The 22286-nt window shown below is 67.2% G+C and carries 22 protein-coding genes and 1 tRNA gene; 5 read left to right on the plus strand and 18 right to left on the minus strand.

Translation table 11 applies throughout. From position 1 onward, the window contains the following. Positions 1–20: 20 nt before the first annotated feature. The 8 genes from AC1RP5_RS28495 to AC1RP5_RS28530 all read right to left on the minus strand — a co-directional run bounded on the left by AC1RP5_RS28495 (position 21) and on the right by AC1RP5_RS28530 (position 8623). Positions 21–1229: an ABC transporter substrate-binding protein gene (locus AC1RP5_RS28495; RefSeq protein ID WP_493116186.1), complete on the minus strand. Its 1209-nt coding sequence runs from the start codon at positions 1227–1229 to the stop codon at positions 21–23. 76 nt (positions 1230–1305) lie between these two features. After that, complete coding sequence (locus AC1RP5_RS28500) at positions 1306–1686, minus strand: hypothetical protein (protein WP_493116187.1); 381 nt, start codon at positions 1684–1686, stop codon at positions 1306–1308. Positions 1687–1699: 13 nt separating this feature from the next. Then, positions 1700–2287 (minus strand): amino acid synthesis family protein, encoded by a 588-nt coding sequence (locus tag AC1RP5_RS28505; protein ID WP_493116188.1) that lies wholly within the window; start codon positions 2285–2287, stop codon positions 1700–1702. Then, a complete protein-coding gene (locus tag AC1RP5_RS28510) occupies positions 2284–3129 on the minus strand; it encodes a UPF0280 family protein (protein WP_493116189.1) in 846 nt (281 codons plus the stop codon). The genes AC1RP5_RS28505 and AC1RP5_RS28510 overlap by 4 nt, the downstream gene beginning before the upstream one ends. Next, positions 3126–4556 (minus strand): 6-hydroxynicotinate reductase, encoded by a 1431-nt coding sequence (locus AC1RP5_RS28515; RefSeq protein ID WP_493116190.1) that lies wholly within the window; start codon positions 4554–4556, stop codon positions 3126–3128. The genes AC1RP5_RS28510 and AC1RP5_RS28515 overlap by 4 nt, the downstream gene beginning before the upstream one ends. After that, positions 4553–7261 (minus strand): molybdopterin-dependent oxidoreductase, encoded by a 2709-nt coding sequence (locus AC1RP5_RS28520; protein WP_493116191.1) that lies wholly within the window; start codon positions 7259–7261, stop codon positions 4553–4555. The genes AC1RP5_RS28515 and AC1RP5_RS28520 overlap by 4 nt, the downstream gene beginning before the upstream one ends. Beyond that, positions 7258–8088 carry an FAD binding domain-containing protein gene (locus AC1RP5_RS28525; RefSeq protein ID WP_493116192.1) on the minus strand — a complete coding sequence of 277 codons (831 nt, stop codon included), beginning with the start codon at positions 8086–8088 and terminating at the stop codon, positions 7258–7260. Before AC1RP5_RS28525 ends, AC1RP5_RS28520 begins: the two co-directional genes overlap by 4 nt. A 58-nt stretch (positions 8089–8146) precedes the next feature. After that, positions 8147–8623, minus strand: coding sequence for a MarR family winged helix-turn-helix transcriptional regulator (locus AC1RP5_RS28530; RefSeq protein WP_493116193.1), 477 nt, complete (start codon positions 8621–8623; stop codon positions 8147–8149). 308 nt (positions 8624–8931) lie between these two features. Here AC1RP5_RS28530 and AC1RP5_RS28535 point away from each other — a divergent pair, with 308 nt between their 5' ends. After that, complete coding sequence (locus tag AC1RP5_RS28535; protein ID WP_493116194.1) at positions 8932–10131, plus strand: CaiB/BaiF CoA transferase family protein; 1200 nt, start codon at positions 8932–8934, stop codon at positions 10129–10131. On the opposite strand, the gene lhpI is transcribed toward AC1RP5_RS28535, so the two are convergent. From lhpI to aroA, 6 genes are all read right to left on the minus strand, one after another. Then, on the minus strand, positions 10118–11113 hold the full coding sequence (lhpI, locus tag AC1RP5_RS28540; protein WP_493116195.1) for a bifunctional Delta(1)-pyrroline-2-carboxylate/Delta(1)-piperideine-2-carboxylate reductase: 996 nt from the start codon (positions 11111–11113) through the stop codon (positions 10118–10120). The genes AC1RP5_RS28535 and lhpI overlap by 14 nt on opposite strands. Continuing rightward, positions 11110–11511 carry a lipopolysaccharide assembly protein LapA domain-containing protein gene (locus AC1RP5_RS28545; protein WP_493116196.1) on the minus strand — a complete coding sequence of 134 codons (402 nt, stop codon included), beginning with the start codon at positions 11509–11511 and terminating at the stop codon, positions 11110–11112. Before AC1RP5_RS28545 ends, lhpI begins: the two co-directional genes overlap by 4 nt. A 73-nt stretch (positions 11512–11584) precedes the next feature. After that, the gene (gene ihfB, locus AC1RP5_RS28550; RefSeq protein WP_493116319.1) at positions 11585–11947 is read right to left on the minus strand and encodes an integration host factor subunit beta; all 363 of its coding nucleotides are present in this window, start codon (positions 11945–11947) and stop codon (positions 11585–11587) included. A gap of 128 nt (positions 11948–12075) precedes the next feature. Next, positions 12076–13809: a 30S ribosomal protein S1 gene (rpsA, locus tag AC1RP5_RS28555; protein WP_493116197.1), complete on the minus strand. Its 1734-nt coding sequence runs from the start codon at positions 13807–13809 to the stop codon at positions 12076–12078. Between the two features lie 147 nt (positions 13810–13956). Continuing rightward, positions 13957–14589 (minus strand): (d)CMP kinase, encoded by a 633-nt coding sequence (locus AC1RP5_RS28560; protein WP_493116198.1) that lies wholly within the window; start codon positions 14587–14589, stop codon positions 13957–13959. Beyond that, entirely contained in the window at positions 14586–15929 is a 1344-nt protein-coding gene (gene aroA, locus AC1RP5_RS28565; RefSeq protein WP_493116199.1) for a 3-phosphoshikimate 1-carboxyvinyltransferase, read from the minus strand. Before aroA ends, AC1RP5_RS28560 begins: the two co-directional genes overlap by 4 nt. Before the next feature lie 160 nt (positions 15930–16089). Here aroA and AC1RP5_RS28570 point away from each other — a divergent pair, with 160 nt between their 5' ends. The 3 genes from AC1RP5_RS28570 to AC1RP5_RS28580 all read left to right on the plus strand — a co-directional run bounded on the left by AC1RP5_RS28570 (position 16090) and on the right by AC1RP5_RS28580 (position 17023). Beyond that, on the plus strand, positions 16090–16452 hold the full coding sequence (locus AC1RP5_RS28570) for a TIGR02300 family protein (protein ID WP_493116200.1): 363 nt from the start codon (positions 16090–16092) through the stop codon (positions 16450–16452). Between the two features lie 57 nt (positions 16453–16509). Beyond that, positions 16510–16585: transfer RNA gene (locus AC1RP5_RS28575), tRNA-Ala, on the plus strand. A 123-nt stretch (positions 16586–16708) separates the two neighbouring features. Beyond that, the gene (locus AC1RP5_RS28580) at positions 16709–17023 is read left to right on the plus strand and encodes a hypothetical protein (protein WP_493116201.1); all 315 of its coding nucleotides are present in this window, start codon (positions 16709–16711) and stop codon (positions 17021–17023) included. 1 nt (position 17024) lies between these two features. On the opposite strand, the gene AC1RP5_RS28585 is transcribed toward AC1RP5_RS28580, so the two are convergent. Further along, positions 17025–18803, minus strand: a complete 1779-nt coding sequence (locus AC1RP5_RS28585) for a GSCFA domain-containing protein (protein ID WP_493116202.1) — start codon at positions 18801–18803, stop codon at positions 17025–17027. 64 nt (positions 18804–18867) lie between these two features. Next, on the minus strand, positions 18868–20007 hold the full coding sequence (locus AC1RP5_RS28590; RefSeq protein ID WP_493116203.1) for an SGNH/GDSL hydrolase family protein: 1140 nt from the start codon (positions 20005–20007) through the stop codon (positions 18868–18870). Between the two features lie 158 nt (positions 20008–20165). On the opposite strand from AC1RP5_RS28590, the gene AC1RP5_RS28595 reads away from it, so the two are divergent. Next, entirely contained in the window at positions 20166–21095 is a 930-nt protein-coding gene (locus AC1RP5_RS28595) for a metallophosphoesterase (RefSeq protein WP_493116204.1), read from the plus strand. On the opposite strand, the gene AC1RP5_RS28600 is transcribed toward AC1RP5_RS28595, so the two are convergent. Together AC1RP5_RS28600 and AC1RP5_RS28605 are read right to left on the minus strand one after the other, a co-directional pair. Continuing rightward, positions 21092–21313 (minus strand): hypothetical protein, encoded by a 222-nt coding sequence (locus AC1RP5_RS28600; RefSeq protein ID WP_493116206.1) that lies wholly within the window; start codon positions 21311–21313, stop codon positions 21092–21094. The two genes, AC1RP5_RS28595 and AC1RP5_RS28600, sit on opposite strands and share 4 nt — an antisense overlap. Positions 21314–21381: 68 nt before the next feature. Further along, a complete protein-coding gene (locus AC1RP5_RS28605; RefSeq protein WP_493116208.1) occupies positions 21382–22212 on the minus strand; it encodes an alpha/beta hydrolase in 831 nt (276 codons plus the stop codon). Between the last annotated feature and the right edge of the window lie 74 nt (positions 22213–22286).

Below are 22286 nucleotides of genomic sequence, written 5' to 3' on the forward strand. Positions count from 1 at the left end.
GGAGGTCCGCGGTCCGATGATCAATTCTTCGGCCTCATCTTCTGGACGTCGGCGTCGCTCGGCAGGGCGTCCTTGCCGTCGACGAAGCGCCAGTTCTTCATGTAGCCCTTGCCGTCCTTCATGCCGATCTGGCCGACATAAGCGCCCATGGTCGACTGATGATCGATCGGCCGGTACTCGATCATGCCGAACGGCGTGATGAGCTTGAGCCCGCTCATGGCAGCGACCAGCTTCTCCTGGTCGAGCGAGCCCGACTTCTTGATGGCTTCGGCAGCCGACATCACGGTCGCGTAGCCTACGACCGAGCCCAGGCGCGGATAGTCCTTGAACTTGGCCTGGTAGGCGTTGAGGAACTTGGTGTGCTCGGGCGTCTTCAGCTCGCTCCACGGATAGCCGGTGACGTACCAGCCGTCGGGCGACTCCTCCTTCAGCGGATCGAGATATTCCGGCTCGCCGGCGAGGAGATTGAACACCTCGACGCCCTTGAACAGGCCGCGGGTCTGGCCCTCACGCACGAACTTCGCGAGGTCGGGACCGAACAGCGAGGAGAAGATCGCGTCGGGCTTGGCGTCGGCCAGCGCCTGCGCCACGGCGCCCGCATCGATCTTGCCGAGCGGCGGCGCCTGCTCGGCGACGAACTCGACGTCGGGCTGCTTCTCCTTCAGGAGCTTCTTGAAGGCCGCCGTCGCCGACTGGCCGTATTCGTAGTTCGGATAGACGATCGCCCAGCGCTTCTTGTTCAGCTTGGCGGCGTCGGGAATGAGCATCGCCGTCTGCATGTAGGTCGAGGTGCGCAGGCGGAACGTGTAGGCGTTGCCCTGGTCCCAGACGATTTTATCGGTCAGCGGCTCGGCGGCGATGAACAGCACCTTGCGCTGCTTGGCGAAGTCGGCGACGGCGAGGCCGACGTTCGACGGGAAGGTGCCGATCAGGAACGAGGCGCCCTCACGGCTCAGCAGTTCCTCGGCGACGCGCACGGCGTCGCCCGGATTGCCGTTGTCGTCGCGGCTGATGACCTCGATCTTGCGGCCGCCCAGCAGGCCGCCGGCGGCATTCACCTCCTCGACCGCCAGCTCGATGCCCTTCTTGTAGGGCTCGAGGAAGGCCGGGAAGACCTTGTAGCTGTTGAGTTCGCCGATCTTGATCGGCGCCTGTGCGTGGGCCGGTCCGACGAGCGACAGCGCCACGAGGGCGGCGGTGCCGGCGAGCAGGCGATTGCGGGTCAGCATGAGATCCCCCTCTTCTATGAGTGAAACATTCCCTGTGAACCGACCCTAGCGAGGCCGGCCCCTCTCCCACAAGCGTTCAGTCGGCGAAGCTCGACCGCGCCTGTATTCCCCAGTGACCGTTCTGCAAGGTCACGATGTAGATCGTCTCGAAGACGCTGAGCAGCGAATCGTCCGCGCGCCAGCGGCTGAACTTCACCTTGAGATGGACCTTGTCGCGGCCGACATGGATCGGCGTGCGCTCGTCCCACTTGCTGTGATGCCAGCCGTCACCGGCGCGGGCGACGAAATCGCCGAGCTTGTAGTCGCCATGGTTAGGCCAGACGACGACCTTGCCGCCGGCCAGCCGCACATGCGGGAAATTGCAGGCGTTGTTGACCGCCGCCTCGTCACCGCGATTGAGCCCGTCGATATAGTCGTCCATCGACTTCATGGCCGCCGCCAGCGCGTCTTCGTTCATTCTTGCCTCCCGATCATCGCTGACCATCCCCCAGCTTGATCTCGGCCGGCGTCAGCCCGCCGACTCTCGCATGGGGACGGCCACCGATCGAGGCGGCGACGATGAAGACGATCTCGTCGGGACGCGGCCCATCCGGCACGCAGAACTCGATGGCGTCGAAATGGCTGCGCACATAGGCCGCCGTCACGTGATGCAGCGGAATGTCGATGCGCGATCCGGCGGCCGCGACCTTCACCGTGGAGGGCACGATCGACTTGGCGCCGCCCATCGCATGGCGGATGCCGAAGCCGCTGGGCTGGTGCCAGAGTGCGGCGTGTTCCAGCTCGCCGTTCAGCCCGACGATGGCGCCCTTGCCGTAGGCTTCCAGCTCGGAGCCCTTGGCACCCAGGATCTTCATCACGCGTTCAGTGAGATCGATGGCGAGCGGCTCCAGTGCCTTCATCATCGGCTGGATGTCCTCGACATGCTGGCCGGCATAGGGATTGGCGATCACGCCGCCGACCACGGCCTTGGTCACCGGCCGCGCCAGCGCCGGGCCAAAGTCGTGCAGCGTCTCCTCGACCGTCGCCACGTATTTCCGCACCTTCACCAGATCGCTCATCCCGCCTCCGACAGAGCAAGCGGCGTGCCGCCTGTTTCGAGTCTCCAATGTCCTTGCAGCGAAAGCGCCGCGCTGTCGATCAGCCCGCACAGCCTGAGCCGCCGCGCTTCCGCCAACCCACGATCAAGCGCCGCGTCGACGATCTCCAACGGCAGTTCACCCACCGCGACAGTCACCAGCCGCTCGCCGAGGTCGCTGTCCGGATCGAGCGCATGGGCCGGTTGACGTTCAATGGCGGGATGATCGGCATTCACCGCATTGGCGATCATCGTCGCCGCCGCATCGGCCGCCGCCGCCGTCGCCGCCAGTACCGTCGCCGAATCGGCGATGCCCAACGAGAAGGACCGCCCGCCGCGGCCCGAGGTCGCGATGCCACGCACCGGCCGTTCGTGCGTCAGCAGCGCCACGCCGTCGAGGGCTTGCGCGAAGATGCCGGCGCGCAGCGACTGGCCCGGCGCCAGATGGAGCGCGATGTCGCCGCCGTCGTTCACATAGGCCTTGTCGAGCGTACGGCCGCGGACCATCGCCTGCAGCATCTCGTCGGCCACGGCCCCGGCGACCGCCGCCATCGGCGTGATGAAGACGTCGCGATACGGCCACACGGCCTCGGCCATCCGCCGCGCCACCGGTCCCTGCAGAAGCGGATAGGCCTCCGTCACCGACCGGCGCAGCACGGGAAGCTCGCCCACCAAGGTCGCAAGGATATCGCCAAAGTGCTCGACCGCCTGCCCATAGGCGCGCTCGACTTCGTCCGCCGCGCCGAAGGCCTCGACTAAAAGGTCGATCGGGCCGTGCTGCAGATGCAGTCGTCCATCGCCGAGGCGGGCGGCGACGGCGCTCATTCGATGCGGACCTTGTGATGCGCCAGCACGCTTTCCAGCGTGACGGCGCGCGAGGCATAGCCACCCAGCGCCGCATAATCCTCGGCGCGCAGGGTGAACTCGATGGGAGCGACCAGTGCCGGCGTCGGCACATAGCCGAACGATTTCTCCGGCATGCGCGCCACGTCGACCATCAGGGTGATGCCGCCGCCCGGCCAGACGAAGGCCGGCGCGCCGCCCAAGGTCACCTTGGTCAGCGTCTCGCGCACCGAGCGCGTCAGCCGCACCGGGTTCTCGGTGACGCCGGCCCGCAGCGAGCCGCCGGCCCCGGCCATGAACAGCACGGTACAGAGCGCCGGCTCGCAATTCTCGGCGATGCGTTCGACGACATGGCGCACCGGCACCGGCATCTCGGCGGGCCGCGGCTTCAGCTCGTCGTCGAGCGTGAACCAGGCCGAATGCTCACCGGTCGTCGAGACCATCAGCAATTTCAAGCCGGGCCAGGCCTGCTTCGGATCGATCTTCTCGATGATCTCCAGCGGATCGCTGACATTGGTGCCGCCCCAGCCGAGGCCCGGTTCGGCCACCTGGAAGTAGCGGCCCGGCGTCGAGCGGCGGCCACGCACGCGGATGCCGGCCGGCTTCATGTCGAGGAAGGCGCCGCCCTGATGCTCGCTCAGCACGCCGGTGATGTGGTCGTCGACCACGATCACCTCGTCGACATGGTCCCTCCATTGCGGCGCGAACATGCCGATGGCGGCCGAACCGCAACCGACCCGCATGCGCTCCTCGAGCGTGCCGTTCACGATCGGCGGCTTGTCGGCCTGCACCACTACCGTCGAGCCGCCGTCGATGCTGAGCTCGACGGCCTCGCGATTGCACAGCGCCAGCAGCGCGTCGCAGGTGACGACGCCCTCCTTCTTGCTGCCGCCGGTGAGATGATGCACGCCGCCCAGCGACAGCATCTGCGAGCCGTATTCGGCGGTGGTGACATGCCCCACCGCCTCGCCCTTCACCCGCACCGCCGCCTGCTCGGGCCCGAGATAGCGGTCGGTGTCGATCTTCACCTTGACGCCGCAGTAGCTGAAGATTCCCTCGGTCACGACCGTGACCATGTCGACGCCGTCATGCTTCGACGAGACGATGAACGGTGCGGGCTTGTAGTCGGGATAGGTCGTGGTGGCGCCGATCCCGGTGACGAACGCGCCTTCCCCTTTGCCCAGTTCGCCGCGCCACGCCTCGCTGCCCTCGACGAAGGCGACGCGCGGCAGATCGGGTTTGGCCAGCAGCACCAGCGGATCGACCCGCACGAGCGCGCCATTCTCGTTGGCGTAGCGATCGCAGGCGCCGGCGCGGCCGGGGCGGATACGGCAGAGCACGGGACAGGCATCGCAGCGCACGATGCCGGCGCTACGTTCGGCCTCCGAGAGCGAAATGTCGTCGCTCATTGCGGCTTTCCCTTCAGGGCGACGATGGCCTCGCGCAGGCGGTGCGGCAACAGCGGGACGCGGTGGGCGCGGACGCCGGTCGCGTGATGGACCGCGCCCAAAATGGCCGGCGCCGTCGGGACGAGAGCGGGTTCGCCGATCCCCTTGGCGCCGGACGGGCCCAGTGGCTCGCGATCCTCGATCAGGATGCAGTCGATCTCGGGCACGTCGCCGACAGTCGGGATCAGATAGTCGTGCAGATTCTCGGTGCGGCCGGGCAGATATTCCTCCATCAGCGCGAGGCCCAGCCCCTGTGCCACGCCGCCATGGATCTGGCCTTCGACGAGGGTCGGGTTGATCGCCCGGCCGACATCGTGCGCGGCCACGATGCGCAGCACCTTCACCGTGCCCAGTTCGACATCGACCTCGACCTCGGCGAGCTGGGCCGCGAAGGCATAGGTCGCATACGGCACGCCCTGGCCGTCGGCATCGAGCGGCGTGGTCGGCGGATCGAACGTGCCCTCACCCATCAGCGGCCCCGCCGTGACGAGATCGATGGTGCGCACCTCGGCCCCGTCACGCACCGAGAGCTTCGCGCCATCGAGCGACAGGGTCGCATCGGGACCGGCATTGGCCAGCCGCAGGATCTGCTGGCGCAGGTCCTGACCGGCTTTTTCCGCCGCCTTGCCCGACACGAAGGTCTGGCGCGACGCTGAGGTCTTGCCGGCATCGGCGGTGAGATCGGTGTCGCCAGTCACCAGCGCGAACTGCGACGCCGGCAGGCCGACCGCATCGGCGGCGATCTGAATCATGATGGTGTTGCTGCCCTGCCCGATGTCGAGCGCGCCGCTGTAGAGCGTCAGCGTCCCGGCCGGCGACAGGCCCACGCGCATGCGCGAGGGGTTCGACATCGAGGTGTTGCCGATGCCGTACCACATGCAGCCGACACCGATGCCGCGACGATGCGAACCGCCCTTTGCATTGAAGGCGGCAATCTCTTCATGCGCCTTCTTCCAATGCGGCCGCAGCGCGTCGAGGCACTGTGCGAGACCGGCCGAATGGGTGAGCGTCTGGCCGCTTGCCGTCGTGTCGCCGGCGCGCAGGGCGTTGCGATGCCGGAACTCCAGCCGGTCGATGCCGAGCTGGTCGGCCAGCTCGTCCAGCATCGCTTCATGCGCGATGGCCGCCTGCGGCACGCCGAAGCCACGGAAGGCGCCGGCCGGCGGGCCGTTTGTGAAGAAGGCCTCGCCCCAGGTGCGCACGTTGGGAATGGCGTAGGGCCCCATCGCATGGACGGGCACGCGATTGGCGACGGTCGGTCCCCACGAAGCATAGGCGCCGGTGTCGAAGATCGCGGTCACGTCGCAGGCTAAAAGCTTGCCGTCGGCATCGCACCCGAACCTGGCCTTCACCCGCGCAGGGTGCCGCTTGGTGCTGGCGGCCATGCTTTCGGGCCGCGTGTAGACCAGCGCCACGGGGCGTCCCAGCGTCCACGCCGCGATGGCGATCAACGGCTGTACCGACAGGTCGAGCTTGCCGCCGAAGCCGCCGCCGCAGGCCGTCGGCACGATGCGAACCGCCTCGGGTTTCAGGCGCATCAGGTTCGCGACCTCGTCGCGGTCCATGTAGGGCGTCTGCGTGGTCGCATGGATCTCGATGCGGTCGCCGACCCGCAGGGCCCAGCCGGCCTCCGGTTCGATATAGGCATGCTCGACAAAGGCGGTCTCGAACGTGCCTTCGGCCACTGCAGCGCACGCCTCGAACGCAGCCGCCGCATCGCCGCGCTTCACGCCGCCCTTCAGCAGAAGATTGCCCGGCTTGTCGGCCTGGACCAGCGGCGCATCCTCGGCCATCGCGGCATCGACGCCGAACAGGGGCGGCTCGGGCATCCAGGTGATCGGCACTTCGTCGTCGCGGATCGCCATGACTTCGGCGCGCTCGCCGACCAGCGCCACGACCGCCTCGCCGCGATAGCGCACCAGCCCGTCGGCCAGCACCGGCTGGTCCTTGATATCGGGATAGATGCCGTAGCCGTTGAAAGGCACATCGGCCCCGGTCAACACGGCGGTGAGACGCTGACGCAAAGGCTCCAGATCGCCGAGTTCGAAGCGCGCCCGCGCATAGGGCGAGCGCACGACCCTGACCCACAGCGCGTCTTTCGGCATGGCGTCGGCGCCGAACACGTCGCGTCCGGTGACCTTGACGTGCCCGTCCACCCTCACGATGCGCGCACCGACGGCCTCGCCAGCCGATGGCGCGGCGGCGGGCACGGGCGCCACGACATCCATCACCGCATCGACGATCTTGCCGTAGCCGGTGCAGCGGCACAGCACGCCGCCCAGCGTGTCCTCGACCTCGGCACGGGTCGGCTTGCTGTTCCGGCGCACCAGTTCCTGCGCGGCCATCAGCATGCCGGGCGTACAGATGCCGCACTGCGCCGCGCCATGATCGAGGAACGATTGCTGGAGCGCAGCGATCGTGTCTTCGCCGCTTTCGAGGCCTTCGACCGTCTCGACGCTTCGCCCACCGACCTGTCCCATCGCGACGAGGCAGGCGCAGACCTGCCGGCCATCGAGCAACACGGTGCAGGCGCCGCAATCACCGGCATCGCAGCCGATCTTGGTGCCGGTGACACCGAGATCGTCGCGTAGCGCCGCGGCCAGCCGCGTGACCGGCGCACCGTCCCAGCTCGTGTCGCGTCCGTTGAGGGTGAATTCCAGTTTCATGCGGCCACCTTCGACAGGAGGCGGCGCAGCAAGACCAGGGCCACATCGCTGCGATAGCCCGCGCTGCCGCGCACGTCGTCGATCGGCGACAGCGGCGCGATATGATCCGCCGCGACCCGCTCGCCGAGACGATCGTCGAACGGTGCACCGATCAACGCCTGCTCCAGAGCCGGCAAGCGTTGCGCCACCGGCGAACAGGAACCGACGGCGACACGAGCTGCCGCGACCTTGCCGCCTTCGACTTCGACCAAAGTCGAGGCCATCGCGATCGAGATCACGAGATAGCGTCGGGCACCCAATTTCAGGAACGCGCTTCGCGCGTCATGGCGCGGACGCGGCACATGCAGCGCCACGACGAGTTCGCCGGGCTGCCGCTCGGTCTTGCGCACGCCGGTGATGAAGGAAGCGAGCGGCAGGCGACGCACGCCCTCGCGGCTCGCCAGTTCGACCTCGGCATCGAGCGCCAGCAAGGCCGGCACGCCATCGGCCGCCGGCGAGGCATTGCAGATATTTCCCGCGATCGTACCGGCATTCTGGATCTGCCGGCCGCCGACTTCACGCGCCGCCTGCTTAAGCCCGTCGAACGCGGGCGGCAGGCTGGTTTCGACCAGTTCGCTCCAGGTCGTGGTGGCGCCAAGACGCCAGCCGCTCTCGGTCTCTGAAATTCCGCGAAGGGCCGCGATCCCCGCGATGTCGAGGATGTCCTCGGTGACCGTCCGACCGACTCGCGCAGGATAGAAGTCGGTGCCGCCGGCGAGCACCGTGAAGGGTCGGGTCAGTGCCTGGAGAGCCTCGTCGAGGTCTCGGGGTCGGAGATAATCGCCCATGTCGTTCGTGTACGTACGATGACACACGCCATCGACGAGTCAAACGAATGAGTCGGGTTCAGATGATCCGCGAGAGAAGATCGAGCAGCTGCTTCTGCTCCTGCGCACTGAGCGGCTTCAGCGTCTCGCGCGAGACCGCCGGTCCGTTCAGCAGCAGCCGGTTGACCAGCTTCTGGCCTTCGGTGGTCAGGCTGAGCAAGGTGCGACGCGCGTCACCCGGATCGGGGCGCGAATCGACCAGGCCGCGTTCCTTCAAGCGCCGCACCACGCCCTGCATGGTGGCCTTGTCCATGCCGACGAGACGGCCCAGCAGGTTCTGCGACAGCTCGGTATATTCGTTCAGCTTCGCCAGGCTCGAATACTGCGTCGGCGTGATGTTGGGGTCGCCAATGCCACCCTGGAAGATCGAGCTCGCGCGCTGATGGGCGCGCCTCAGCAAGTAGCCGATTTGGTCTTCGATGCGATAGGGCCTGGATGCCGCCGTGCTCGATGCCGTCTTCGGCTCGAGCTGCTTCTTTGCAACGTTGCTTCGCATCGCCCCCCCGGCTTGCTGCTCCTTGGCTACACCGACAAGGCGCGTCGCACAACGGTCACATAACACTCTTTGTCGAAGGTGAATGCGCGAGGCGCTTGACTCATCAATGACGAAGCGGCAGCGCGAACTTCTCAAGTCCGTGCAACCTGCCGTTCCAATGGTCGCAGAGTCCCTCTCGGCCGCCGGGCATTTATCTTTGTGCCTTCAAGGATTTCCGCCAGCGTTTTGCGACGCAGTGGCAGGGACGATGACGTGCGGGCGAGGCAATGGCAGTGTGACCGCACAGTCCCGCAACACAGGATGAAGCAATGCCCGGCGCGCTCGAAGGCATCAGGATCGTCGACCTCACCAACATCATCCTCGGCCCCTACGGCACGATGCTGCTGGCCGACCAGGGCGCCGACGTCATCAAGGTCGAGGCCCCCGAAGGCGATGCCGTGCGCCACATCGGCAAGCCCGGCAAGACCCCGGGCATGGGACCGACTTATCTCTATGTGAATCGCAACAAGCGCTCGCTCTGCCTCGACCTCAAGAACAAGGAGGCGCGCGCGGCCCTGCTCAAGGTCGTGGCGACGGCCGATGCCTTCGTGCATGCACTGCGGCCGCAGGCGATCGAGGCCCTCGGGCTTGGCTACGAGGAGATCCGCAAGGTTAAGCCCGACATCGTCTATGTTGGCGCCTATGGCTATTCCGCTGAAGGTCCTTACGGAAAACTGCCTGCGTACGATGACGCCATCCAGGCCCGCTTCGGCATCGCCGACCTGATGGGCCGCGCCGCCGGCGACGACGTTCCGAAGTATCCGCCGACCATCATCGCCGACAAGACGGTGGGCCTCACCTTCGCCTTCTCGACCCTTTCAGCCTTGATGCACCGCCAGCGCACCGGCGAGGGCCAGTTCGTCGAGGTGCCGATGTTCGAGACCATGTCGGCCTGGCTGCTGGTCGAGCATCTGTGGGAGCGGACCTTCAGCGACGAGGGCGAGGTCGGCTACACGCGCCTGCTGGCCCGGACCCGCAAGCCTTACCGCACGCTCGACGGCTGGATGGCGATCCTGCCCTACAACGACAAGCACTGGCGCAACTTCTTCGAACTGGTCGGTCGCTCCGAGGTGCTGCAGGACCCGCGCTATTCGACCATCAATGCGCGCTCGATGCATATCGGCGACATGTACGCCATGGTCGAGGCGATTGCGCCCTCGAGGACCACCGCCGAATGGGTGAAGCTGCTCGACCAGGCGCAGATCCCCAACGCGCCGGTCTCCAAGCCGGCCGACCTGTTCGAGGACCCGCACCTCGTCTGGCGCAAGCTCTTCAAGAAATATCCGCATCCGTCGGAAGGCGAGATCATGATGGTCGAGCCGCCGATGACCATGAGCAAGACGCCGCCGTCGATCCGCACCCTGGCGCCGCTGCAGGGGCAGGATTCACGCGCCGTGCTGGCCGAGGCCGGCGTCAGTGCCACCGACATCGAGGCGCTGAAGACCTCGGGCGCGCTTATCGAGCCCTAGCGTCGGCCGCCAATTCCACAGCAAGCTCGGCCGCGGCGAGATCTTCCAGCGCCGCGCCGACCGACTTGAACAGCGTGATCGACACGCCGTCGCCGGCCGCACGGCCGGCCTGCAGGCCACGAGTCAGTTCGAACAGGTCGGCGATCACGGCATCGGCCGGGATCGCCCCACTCGTGATCGCCTGGACGATGTCGCCGCCCTCCTTCAGGGCGCCGGCACGGGTGTCGACGTAGAGACGGGCGCGTGCCACGGCCGCATCGTCGCTTTCGCGCATCTGCGGCGTGTAGGCGCCCACCAGGTCGACGTGCTGGCCCTCGCGCAGCCAGCCGCCCTCGACCAGCGGCGCCTTGGACAGCGTGGCGCAGGAGATGATGTCCGCTTCCTTCACCGCGGCCTCGCGGTCGGCAACTGCCCGGACTGCGACCGGACGGCCGAGCACCGCCGGCAGCGAGGCCGACAATCGGGCGGCCAGCGCCTCGGCCTGGGCCGGCGTGCGGCCCCAGATCGCGACCTCCCGGATCGGCCGCACCTTGGCGTGCACGCGGATCAGCTCGGGCGCCAGCGCGCCGGTGCCGATCATCAGCAGGCGCGACGCGTCGGGCCGCGACAGGTAGCGCGAGGCGAGACCCGAGGCGCAGGCGGTGCGCCGCTTGGTGAGCATCGTCCCGTCGAGCAGCGCCAGCGTCGCGCCGGTGCTGCCGTCGAGCAGCAGATACTGGCCATAGATCGAGGGCAGCGAGCGTTTGCCGTTGTCGGGGAACACCGTCACGACCTTGACGCCGACGCGACCGGAGGCACCCGTCGTCCAGGCCGGCATCAGCAGCAGCATGGCATCGGCAGAGTTGGGGCCGAGCGGCTCCCGGATCGGATGATGATGCCGCGTCGGCATCTCGCAGCCCGCGCGAAACAGCGCGTCGAGCCGGTCGATCAGCGTGAGGTCGTCCAGGGCGGCGTCGATCTCCGACGCCGAGAGGACCTTCATGAAAGCGGGCCTCGCCTGACCGGCGAGCCGAGTTCGGGCGCCACCAGGGCGCTCTGCCGCTCCAGGGCGCGCTGGTCGCGCGGCGCGGGACCGGTCGACGCGGCGGCCTGCTGCACGCTCTGCGCGGCCCGCAGACGCGTCACTTCGCGATCGAGGCGCGCTGCCTCGCCGCCGGCTTCGCGGGCCCGGCGACGATGATGCCGTCCGGCCCACCAGCCCATGCTGAGCCCCGCCAGGACGCCGAGCATCAGCATGGCGATGACCAGGAGATAGACCGGCAGGACGACGATGTGCGGCAGCGGCCACAGCGCAAGCTGCACCAGCTGCGTATTGCTGACGGCGACCAGGACGCCGATCAGGATGAAGAGCAGGAAAAAGGCGCGGCTGAGGTATTTCATGCGGGGCGGAGCATGCCACACCGCGCCCCCGCGACGCGAGGCGGACGATCAGCGCAGAGGCTGTTTCGAGGCGCTACTTCTTGTCGTCGCCCGCCGGTTCGGGCGGCAGCAGGCCGGCGGCGCGGGCGGCCTCCTTGTTCAGGCGGTCGCGCAGGTCCTTGCCGGTCTTGAAGTAGGGCACCCGCTTGGACGCGACGGCGACCTGCTCGCCGGTGCGCGGATTGCGGCCGGTGCGCGGATCGCGCTTCTTCACAGAGAACGCACCGAAACCGCGCAGCTCGACCCGGTGACCGGAGGCCAGCGCCTTGGAAATCTCGTCGAACACGGTGGCGACGATCCGCTCGACGTCCCTCTGGTAGAGGTGCGGATTCCGGGCCGCCAGGCGGGCAATCAGCTCGGACTTGGTCATCGCGTTTCCATGGGCGGGGCGATGCAGCCCCAGAGCACAATGATTAAGTCTTTGATATTAAACTCAATAACGGCCTCGTCAAGCCTAAGCCCTTGAAACCAAAAGAAAAGGCCGACCCTTGCGGGTCGGCCTTTCCGTAAACCTTGAGAAAACGACTACTTGTCGTCGTCGCCGGCCTCGGCCTTCTTCTTGAGGGCCGCGCCCAGGATGTCGCCCAGGCTGGCGCCGGAGTCGGACGAACCGAAGTCGGCCATCGCCTTCTTCTCCTCGTCGAGCTCACGCGCCTTGACCGACAGCACGACGCGGCGCGAGGCCTTGTCGATGTTGGTGATCTTGGCGTCGAGCTTGTCGCCGATCGCGTAGCGGTCGGGACGCTGCTCGGAGCGGTCGCGGCTGAGCTCGGTCTTGCGGATGAAGCCCGGGATGCCGTCCTGCACCGTGACGTCGATGCCGTTGTCCTGGATGCCGGCCACGATGACGGTGACCACATCGCCCTTCTTGGCAACCACGCCGACCGTCTCGAACGGGTCGTTGGCGAGCTGCTTGATGCCGAGCGAGATACGCTCCTTGTCCATGTCGACGTCGAGGACCTTGACCTTGACCTGGTCGCCCTTCTTGAAGTCGCGGATCGCCTCGTCGCCGGCCTTGTCCCAGCTCAGGTCGCTGAGATGGACCATGCCGTCGATGTCGCCGGGCAGACCCACGAACAGGCCGAACTCGGTGATGTTGCGAACCTCGCCCTCGAGCTCGGTGCCGGCGGGGAACTTCTCGGCGAAGCTCTCCCACGGGTTGGCCATGCACTGCTTGAGGCCGAGCGAGATGCGGCGCTTGGACATGTCGACGTCCAGCACCATCACTTCGACTTCCTGCGAGGTCGAAACGATCTTGCCGGGGTGCACGTTCTTCTTGGTCCAGCTCATCTCGGAGACGTGGACCAGACCCTCGACACCCGGCTCCAGCTCGACGAACGCGCCGTAGTCGGTGATGTTGGTGACACGGCCCTTGAGCTTGAGGCCGACCGGGTACTTCGCACCCGCGCCGTCCCACGGATCGCTCATCAGCTGCTTCATGCCGAGAGAGATACGCTGCGTCTCGGGATTGAAGCGGACGACCTGCACCTTGACCTGCTGGCCGATGGTGAGGGCTTCCGACGGATGGTTGATACGCTTCCAGGCGATGTCGGTGACGTGCAGCAGGCCGTCGACGCCACCCAGATCCACGAACGCGCCGTAGTCGGTGATGTTCTTGACGACGCCGTCGAGCACCTGGCCTTCGGACAGTGCACCCATCAGACGGGTGCGGTCCTCGGCGCGGGTCTCTTCCATGACGGCGCGGCGCGACACGACGATGTTGCCGCGGCGGCGGTCCATCTTGAGGATCGCGAACTGCTGGGCCTGGCCCATCAGCGGACCGACATCGCGCACCGGGCGCACGTCGACCTGGCTGCCCGGCAGGAAGGCCACGGCACCCGACAGGTCGACCGTGAAGCCACCCTTAACGCGGCCGAAGATCGTGCCCATGACACGTTCCTGGTCGGTGAAAGCCTTCTCGAGAACGGTCCAGGCCTCTTCGCGGCGAGCCTTGTCGCGCGACAGGACGGCCTCGCCCTCCTTGTTTTCCATGCGGTCGACGAAGATGTCGACGGTGTCGCCTTCCTTGACCTCGGGGGCCCCGGTTCCGCCGTTGGCGAACTCACGCAGGGCAACGCGGCCCTCGGACTTCAAGCCGACGTCGATGGTGACGAAATCGTTGGCGATGCGAATGACGCGGCCCTTGACGACCTGTCCTTCGAAGCTCGTCGAACCGCCCAGCGATTCGTCGAGAAGTGCTGCGAACTCGTCGCTCGACGTGTCGTTCGCGGGTTTACGGAGGGCGCTGCCCTTAGCCATGTAGAACTCTCCATCATCGATCCCGGGACGCTTGCCCCGTCGGCCAACCGGTTAAGTCCGGCGGATCCACTGCCTTGAAACACCGACGCAAGGACGACACGTCCCGGCGCAATCGCCGCTGAAAGTCTTCGATCCGCCGGCGGCGACTTACGGCCCGGAAGATCGAAAGCCCTTGCGCTCGATGAATGCCAAAGCCGCGGCGAAAGCCGCATCGGCATCCATGTCGCTGGTATCGAGGTGGAAAGCATCGGGTGCGGCTTTGAGTGGTGCTGCCGCCCGTTCGCTGTCGCGACGGTCCCGCTCCGCCATCTCGGCAAGAACGCGCGGCTTTATAGTGTCCACCCCCTTGTCGCGCAACTCCCGGAACCGCCGTTCCGCGCGCGCTTCGGCGCTGGCCGTCACGAACAATTTCACCGGCGCTTCGGGGCAAATGACCGTGCCCGTATCACGGCCGTCGAGAACCGCGCCCGACGGCTGCTGGGCGAATTTCCTCTGGAAATCCAGCAGGTTGGCCCGAACCTCGTGAATCGCGGCCACCTTCGAGGCCGCCTGGCCCGCCACATCGGTCCGAAGCTCGGGATCGGCCAGGTCGGACGGCTGCAGCCCCGCCGCGATCTCGACCGGCGGGCGTCCCGTCTTCTCGGCCTTTAGCCCGACCGCCCGGTAAAGCAGGCCGGTGTCGAGATGGGGCAGTCCGAAATGGTCGGCCAGCCGGCGGGCGAGCGTGCCCTTTCCGGCGCCGGCAGGCCCGTCGATGGTGATGACCGGCCTTCTGCTCACGCCGCCTCGATCCTGGCCCCGAGCGCGCCCATCAGACGGGCAAAACCGGGGAAGCTGGTGTCGATCGGCGAGCCGTCGTCGACCGCCACGCCCTCGCGCGAGGCCAAGCCCAGCACGAGGAACGACATGGCGATGCGATGGTCGAGATGGGTGACCACCGTCCCGCCGCCCACCGGGGCTTCGCCGGTGCCGTGCACGAACAGCGTGTCGGCGCCCATCTCGTGGCGCACGCCATTCAGCGCAAGCCCCGCCGAAACGCTGGCCAGCCGATCGCTTTCCTTGGCGCGCAATTCGGCCAGACCCAGCATGCGCGTCGTGCCGCGGGCGCAAGCCGCCGCCACGGCGAGGATCGGATACTCATCGATCATCGAGGGCGCCCGCTCCGGCGGCACTTCCACGCCGCGCAGCTCGCTGCCTTTGACGCGCAGATCGGCCACCGGCTCGCCGCCGACCTCGCGCGCGTTCTCGGCGGTGATGTCGGCACCCATCTCGCGCAGCGTGTCGTAGAGACCGGCGCGCAGCGGGTTGAGGCCAACATTCTCGACCGTCACGTCGCTGCCCGGCCGGATCGCCGCCGCCACGACCGCGAAGGCCGCCGACGAGGGATCGCCCGGCACGACGATGTCGCGTGCCTTGAGCTCGGGCCAGCCGACCACGGTGATGCGCTTGCCGCCGCCGTCGGCCGGGCCCACCCGCACCTCGGCGCCGAAGTGGCGCAGCATGCGCTCGGTATGGTCGCGCGTCGCCTCGGGCTCGATCACGGTGGTCTCGCCCGCGGTATTGAGGCCCGCCAGGAGGATCGCGCTCTTCACCTGGGCCGAGGCCACGGGGAGGCGGTATTCGATCGGCACCATCTCGTCGGTGCCGACGATGGCGAGCGGCATGCGGCCGCCCTCGCGCGCCTCGAACCGCGCGCCCATCTGCGACAGGGGCACGATGACCCGCTGCATCGGCCGGCGGCGCAGCGAGGCATCGCCGGTCATGAAGCTGGTGAACCGATGGCTGGCCAGGATGCCGGAGAGCAGGCGGGCCGAGGTACCGGAATTGCCGAGGTCGAGCACATTGTCGGGCTCGCGGGCGCCGCCGACGCCAAATCCGCGCACGCGCCATGCGCCGCCGCCTTCATGATCGACCTGTGCCCCCAGCGCGCGCAGGGCGGCGGCGGTGGCCAGCACGTCCTCGCCTTCCAGAAGGCCGGTGATCTTCGTTTCGCCGAGCGCAAGGGCGCCGAACATCAGGGAGCGGTGCGAAACGGACTTGTCGCCGGGCGCCCGGACGCGGCCCTGAAGCCGGTCGACGGGGCGGGCGATCAGCTTGGCCGGGGCGGCGTGAGCGGACAAGGCGGACTCCACGACAGTAGGCGGGCGCAGAAGGCGGGATTGCGGCGCGGCGCCCTCGTAGCATGCCGGAATTTGGTTTTGACAGGGTGAAAGACGCGTGACATACGCCCTCCCTCGCGGCCCATTCGGCCGATTCCAGCGCATTTGCAGGAGATTCAGCGTGGTCAAAGCGAGCTGGGGCACCAAACGCACCTGCCAGAGCTGTGCAGCGCGCTTCTACGACCTGGGCAAGAGCCCGATCAAATGCCCCAAGTGCGGGCGTGAGCACGATCGCGAGGACTTCGTTAAGGTCCGCCGTGGCCGCGGTTCCGCCGCCGCGACGGCCGCCGCAGCGGCAGCCGCCGCCGCCGTGGCCGCAGCGGCCGCCAAGGCCGCCGCGAAGAAGAAGTCGGACGACCTGGACGGCGACGACTTGCCCGATGTCGACGGCGACGAGGCGCTGACAGGGGATGATCTCGATGACGACGAGGACGATATCGAGGTCGAAGTCGAAGTTGATGACAAGGGAGAGGGCGACCGCTAGACGCTGTTGCCAGCGCGCGAGGCAGGAACTATAACCTCGCGCCTTCCCAAGGAATTCGGGGCCATAGCTCAGCTGGGAGAGCGCTACAATGGCATTGTAGAGGTCAACGGTTCGATCCCGTTTGGCTCCACCATCTAGACAGAGGGTCAGCTCGAAAGAGCTGGCCCTTTTGTTTTGCCGACACGCCTGCTCCCGGTGCAGGTCCTCTGAACGGATGAGAGTTGCAGCCCCTGCCGTTCCGGGGCACCGTCGCGGCATGTTCCGTACCGTCGCCCTCGTGCTGTTCTCCCTGCTCCTCGCCGGCTGCGGCGAAATCAAACTCGGCCGCGAGAATGCGCCGCCGTCACCGAGCTGGATCGGCCAGCCGGTCAGCGACTTCGCGGCGAGGAACGCCAGCGCGAAGTCGATCTACGACCGGGGCTCCCTGCACATCTTCGAGAAAGAGGTCGGCTACGGTAAGTGCGAGATCGTTCTCGAGACCAATGGCGAGTTGATCTCCAACATCGTGAACCTGTGCCCGGCCGGCACGATCTGGCTGTCGCCGCCGCTCCGACAAGCGTCCACGCCGTAACTCAATCGCTCTGATCGGGCGCGGCGGATTCGCGCTTGCCGCGAAAGGGAAGCGCCTGCCCGAGCCGCTGGGCCAGACCCAGGAGCCGGAACTGGGAACTGATCCGGCCCGTCGCGCCGTTGCCGATCTCGCGCTTGCGCAGTTCGGTCCGCAGCCGCAGCGCCGCCTTGTCTCCCGGCGCAACGACGAGAATGCGATCGACCCATCCCGCGGCCTCCTGCCAGCGGCCCTGGGCAACGAGGAAATCGGCGAAGGCGGCCTGGTAGGCAGTCTGCTCGGCCAATCCGTTGCATTCGCGATAGAGGGCTTCGGCCTCCTCGGTCTTGCCCAGCCTCTCCTGAAAGCGCGCCTTCCAGTAGACCACCAGAGGTCTCTTCTCCGGGTCGTAGGTCGTGCGGTTCAGCACCGCCAACCCTTCCTCGAAGCGCTGCAGGTGATAGTAGGCGACGATGCGTTCGAGCGACCTGTTCAGCCGCAGCGGCCGGCCGCTGCGCACCATGCCCGCTTCGCACGCCTTCTCCGCGTGCAGCGCCGCCTCCTGGTGCCGCCCGTTCTTGTTGTAGTAGCTGGCCAGCACGTTGCGGGCGGCGACACTCTCGCTCGCCTCGAGGAGCTTCAGCAGAAGGCGCTCGGCCACCGCGCCATTGCCGGCGCGGAGATGGGCCCGCGCCAGCGCAACGGCGAGCGCGGGATCGCCGGCATGGTGCGTCCAGGCCTCCTGCAGACGCTTCAGCCCGACCCCGAACAATCCCGCCTTGGCGTCGGCGCGCGACTGGCTGATCACATCCGCGACGGTGGCGCTTGCCTCGTCCCGCACGTAGCGCCTGACCATGCGGTCGACGTTGAACCGCACGAGCGTGCCGTCGACATGCACCTGATCGTTCTCGTAAGCCGCCGAGCGGTCGGTCAGGACCACGCTCTCATAGGAGGGGAAATACTCGATGTGCTCGTGGGCAGCGACCAGCGGCTCCACCGCCGCCCGCAGCACCGACTTGCTGTACATGTTCGCGACCGCCACGTCCGACGTCGTGAACGTCGCGGTGAGCGGCACCGGCGACACGGTGAGGATCACCCGATGGCCCGACGGACAGATCTGGCCCAGCAGCGCGACGAGATGTTCGAGCGAGGCGACCACCTCGTTGTAGTCGAGGACGTGCAGCTCGAACCGCGAGCGATCGGAGCGGATCGCGCTCTTCGGCGGCGGGCAATTGATGTAGAGGCCGGAAAGATTGTCGTACCAGGCCTCGATCAGCCCGAGCGTGATCAACACCACCTGGCTGTCCGCGAGGCTGCGGTAGATCTCGCTGATGACGTTGCGGCGCCGGAGGATCGCGTCGGCCGACATCGGCCGGAAGCCCGACGGAAGCTGGAGATCGACGTAGCGATCGCGACCCATCGCGACGGCGTGCTTCGCGATATCGAACGTGTCGAGCCCGAAGGCCCAGCGGATCTGCGGCGCGATCGCCGCCGGAACGTAATTGTTCATGGCCGCGAGACGGTCGCCGCCCCAGTCGGCGCCCAGGCCGCAATCACTGTTGTGGACGGCCATCGTCGGAACGTCGAACCCGCGCGTCGACAGGGTCCGTTCGACGTTGCGGGCGAAGCACGAGCCGATGGTGAAGATGCGCTGCCCCGGCTCCAGCGTGAAACGGGGCGAAAAGGAAGGATCGGCGAAGTGGGCGAACCGGTTCTCGGGATCGTCGCGTCGCGGCCAGCTACTGTCGGGATTTGCCTTCAACGTGTCGAAGGCATCGGCGGCGTTTATGCGTCGAACGGGCATCCGGAGGTTCTCGCAATGTATCCGCAGTTTTCAGATACATTGCCTTCCCGGAAGCGTCCAGCCGCTAGCGGTTCGCCGTTTGGGTCACGAGGCCACGACTGACCAGCTCGCGCAGGACGATGTCAGCCACCACCCGATTGCCCTCGGCCGAATGGTGGTCGGAGCGATAGAGCGCGTCGACACCCTTCGCATCGACCACCGCCTTCATCGGCGTGGACAGGTCGAATGGGATGAGCCCCGCCTTGGAGGCACATCCCATGAGGGTCTGGATGGCGCGCTGATCCTCGGCCCGGCGCGACGCACTCTGCGTCCAGTATTCGCGGCTGTATTGAGCCATGACCACGACCGGCACGCCGAGCGCGGCAAGCTTCGGCATCAGCAGGCAGGTGATGGCCTCGCCGCTGCCGGCCGGCGCGCCGCGGACTTCGTCGAAGTACCAGCCTTGCATGATGCCGAGCCGCTGCACGATCAGATCGGCGAGGGCGAAACGGCCGAGCCATCGCGCCGGCTCGGGCAAGGGCACGGGCGCATTCGGCTGGCCCGGCACCGGCGCGTTGTGTTCCTCGAGCTTGCCGCCGGTCGCGGTGAAGTACGGCTTCTCGCGACTCCACGCGACCTTCAGCTCGCTGCGCTTGATGTCGCCGGGCGTGAAGCTCATCACGACGAACAGCGGCTTCACCTTTGGGACGAGCCTCTCGGTGCTGAGGACGGACTGGTCGAACGCGTATCCGCTGACGCCGGCATTGACGACCTTGCGGCCGGTCAGCGCCTGGAGATCGGCCGGCCACGTCTCGTCGTCGTTCACCTCGTCGCCCTTGGCGAAGGACGAGCCGGTCACCAGCACGGGCGGCTCGGCGAGCGATGTCGTGACGTTCGTGCGGCGGAAGCCGTCGGCGTCGGCGTTGTAGGTGCGCGACTTGCAATTGGGCGGCGACGTCCAGCCGATCTGCGCATCGAACGCATACTGGCATCGGATGCTGGCAACGTCCGGGCCGGTGCCCATCCGCTCGCGCGCCAGGTTGGGCCAGTGCGTCAGGGTCCCGGGACCCGGCAGCAACAGGCGACACGCGAGTTCGAGCAACACCAGCGACAACAGGACCGAGCCTGCTGTTAGTACCAAGGTCGCCGCCATCCCGGCTTTTTTCTTGACGGGCGTTTGTTCGCCCTTCGGGGCAGCTTTTGCCGCCTCTCGATCGACGCTCATGCCTTAACCTCCCGGCAGGCAAACCAACATTGAGGAAACTCCACAGAGCATGTGACGCACGTCATACGAATCGCCGAAAGAAAAGGCAAAAATTTGACTGTCGCAGGGCATGCCGCGCATTAAGAAGGGCACCTTCTTCGTCCGATAAGGGACCAAGCGTGACAGAAGCCGACAAAGGCCGGGACCCGCACTGGGCTACCGTGCGGCGCCAGATCGAGGGCGGCGACTGCTTCTACGGGCCCGACGGGCCGCGCTCGCGCCGCAACAAGGCGCTCTTCACACGCCTTCTCGATCTGTTCGCCTGGGGGTTGAAGCTGACGCCGTTCTACCGCCGTGGCGTTCGCAATGCCCTGGACCTGCGGCGGACCGAATTCGAGGTCGAGGTGCCTGGCCTGCCGCCGGCCTTCGACGGCTATCGCATCCTGCATCTCAGCGACACGCATCTCGACGTGCTGCCGGAACTGGTTCCCGCGGCCCGCCGCCTGCTCGACGGGGTCGAGGTCGATCTTATGGCCCTCACCGGCGATGTCCACGGCGACCACCACGCGCCGGTCGCGCTGTCGGCCGGCCTGCTCATGGAAGCGCTGCAGGGCGTCACGGTGCGCGGACCGCGCCTCGCCATCCTCGGCAATCACGATTCCGAGGCGATGGCCGACACGCTCGAAAGCCTGGGGTTCGACGTGCTGATCAACCGGTCGACGGTGATCGAGCGCAACGGCGAGCGGCTGGGCGTCACCGGCCTGGACGACGTGAACAGCTTCTACACCGAGGCCGCGCGCCAGGCGCTCGGCGGATCATCGGAGACCTGCCGCATTGCGCTGATCCATTCCGCGGAAATGGCGGACCATGCGTCGGCGGCAGGCTATGCGCTCTATCTCGCGGGACACACGCATGGCGGCCAGATCTGCATGCCGGGAGGCCGGCCCGTGTTCAGCACCCTGACCAGATGCCGGCACGGCGCCGTCGGTCGCTGGAGCCACGGACGGATGATCGGCTACACGAATTCAGGCCTCGGCGTTGCCTATCCGCCGGTCCGCTTCAACTGCCGCGGCGAGATCGCCGTCATCACCTTGCGCTGCGGACGCTAGCGCAGGCTGGAGGAGTTCGTCGCCTTGTCCGTCGGCATCGCATGCAGGCAGGCGAAGCCTTCGTCGGTGAGCTGCGGAAAGTCCCGGTTCCCCGTCACCAATCCCAGCCGCGCGAGATGCGAAAGATCCTGGCGCACGCCAAGGCCGATCAGCGACAGGCCGAGGGCGAGGCGCCGGACGATGATCTGCTGGTGATGGCTGAGTTCGGGGAACGTCATAGGCGCGCGAACCTAGAGGCGGTTGCTTACGCTGCCCTGACGTTGTCATGCATCGGCGAAGTGAATCTTCACCTGCCGAGGCGCGCCGCCGTCGTCGCGAGCGCGCCGTCCGCCGCTTCGAGCTGGTCCATGATCGAGAAGTGGTTGAAGCCGCCCAGGGGCAACAACTCACTGGCGAGGCCGGCCGCGCGGCGCGCCTCGTGATAGTCGACCGACTGGCGCTGCAGTTCCGGCAGTTCGCCGGTGCCGTAGGCCACGACGACGGGCGCGCTCTTCTTCGGCAGATGCAGGATCGGGCTCGTCTCCGCCGCCTGCGCCGCCGTGAGCCGCAGATTGTCGTTGAGGTAATTCAGCCGGCAGGGCTCGACGTCGTAGATGCCGCTGATGGCGAGGCCGGCATCGACCTCGTCCATCGCGAGCGTCGTCGCGGTAAGATGACCGCCCGCCGACCAGCCCGACACCACCAGCCGCCCCTGCGCCACGCCGTGGGCCGGCCCTTCGCGGCGCAGCCAGCGCACGGCAAGGGCGATCTCGTCGACGATCTGCGGCAGCGTCGCCTCGGGCGCCAGCGTGTAGCCCAAGAAGGCGACGTCCATGCCGTTGGCCAGCGGACCGGCCGCCATGCAGGCAAAGGTCTCCTTGGCGTTGCGCTGCCAGTAGCCGCCATGGATGAAGGCGAACAGCGGCGCCTTGGCCGCGCCGCAGCGGAACAGGTCGAGCTTGTTGCGCGGGCGCGGGCCGTAAGCGAGGTCGAGTCCCTCGGCGTGGCTCGCCCGGAAGCGTTCGCTGCGCGCGATCCAGCCGTCGCGGCGCGCGGCCGAATCGGCCACCGCATTGGTATTGTCGTAGGCCTTGTCGAGTTCAGCCCGCGTCATGCCACGCCACACGATCTCGCTCATTCCAACCTCTTCCGTTGCCGGCCTCTTCTCTAGCACGACCCTTTCCTGCTTTGACGTTCGGTGCGAACGTCGCG

It is taken from the genome of Reyranella sp. GW821-FHT12G01, from assembly GCF_058806575.1.

What these genes read in the sequence shown, in the direction of transcription:
- AC1RP5_RS28495 (WP_493116186.1), bottom strand. Translation starts at nt 1,229, where the DNA reads ATGCTGACCCGCAATCGCCTGCTCGCCGGCACCGCCGCCCTCGTGGCG.
- AC1RP5_RS28500 (WP_493116187.1), bottom strand. Translation starts at nt 1,686, where the DNA reads ATGAACGAAGACGCGCTGGCGGCGGCCATGAAGTCGATGGACGACTAT.
- AC1RP5_RS28505 (WP_493116188.1), bottom strand. Translation starts at nt 2,287, where the DNA reads ATGAGCGATCTGGTGAAGGTGCGGAAATACGTGGCGACGGTCGAGGAG.
- AC1RP5_RS28510 (WP_493116189.1), bottom strand. Translation starts at nt 3,129, where the DNA reads ATGAGCGCCGTCGCCGCCCGCCTCGGCGATGGACGACTGCATCTGCAG.
- AC1RP5_RS28515 (WP_493116190.1), bottom strand. Translation starts at nt 4,556, where the DNA reads ATGAGCGACGACATTTCGCTCTCGGAGGCCGAACGTAGCGCCGGCATC.
- AC1RP5_RS28520 (WP_493116191.1), bottom strand. Translation starts at nt 7,261, where the DNA reads ATGAAACTGGAATTCACCCTCAACGGACGCGACACGAGCTGGGACGGT.
- AC1RP5_RS28525 (WP_493116192.1), bottom strand. Translation starts at nt 8,088, where the DNA reads ATGGGCGATTATCTCCGACCCCGAGACCTCGACGAGGCTCTCCAGGCA.
- AC1RP5_RS28530 (WP_493116193.1), bottom strand. Translation starts at nt 8,623, where the DNA reads ATGCGAAGCAACGTTGCAAAGAAGCAGCTCGAGCCGAAGACGGCATCG.
- AC1RP5_RS28535 (WP_493116194.1), top strand. Translation starts at nt 8,932, where the DNA reads ATGCCCGGCGCGCTCGAAGGCATCAGGATCGTCGACCTCACCAACATC.
- lhpI (WP_493116195.1), bottom strand. Translation starts at nt 11,113, where the DNA reads ATGAAGGTCCTCTCGGCGTCGGAGATCGACGCCGCCCTGGACGACCTC.
- AC1RP5_RS28545 (WP_493116196.1), bottom strand. Translation starts at nt 11,511, where the DNA reads ATGAAATACCTCAGCCGCGCCTTTTTCCTGCTCTTCATCCTGATCGGC.
- rpsA (WP_493116197.1), bottom strand. Translation starts at nt 13,809, where the DNA reads ATGGCTAAGGGCAGCGCCCTCCGTAAACCCGCGAACGACACGTCGAGC.
- AC1RP5_RS28580 (WP_493116201.1), top strand. Translation starts at nt 16,709, where the DNA reads ATGTTCCGTACCGTCGCCCTCGTGCTGTTCTCCCTGCTCCTCGCCGGC.
- AC1RP5_RS28585 (WP_493116202.1), bottom strand. Translation starts at nt 18,803, where the DNA reads ATGCCCGTTCGACGCATAAACGCCGCCGATGCCTTCGACACGTTGAAG.
- AC1RP5_RS28590 (WP_493116203.1), bottom strand. Translation starts at nt 20,007, where the DNA reads ATGAGCGTCGATCGAGAGGCGGCAAAAGCTGCCCCGAAGGGCGAACAA.
- AC1RP5_RS28600 (WP_493116206.1), bottom strand. Translation starts at nt 21,313, where the DNA reads ATGACGTTCCCCGAACTCAGCCATCACCAGCAGATCATCGTCCGGCGC.
- AC1RP5_RS28605 (WP_493116208.1), bottom strand. Translation starts at nt 22,212, where the DNA reads ATGAGCGAGATCGTGTGGCGTGGCATGACGCGGGCTGAACTCGACAAG.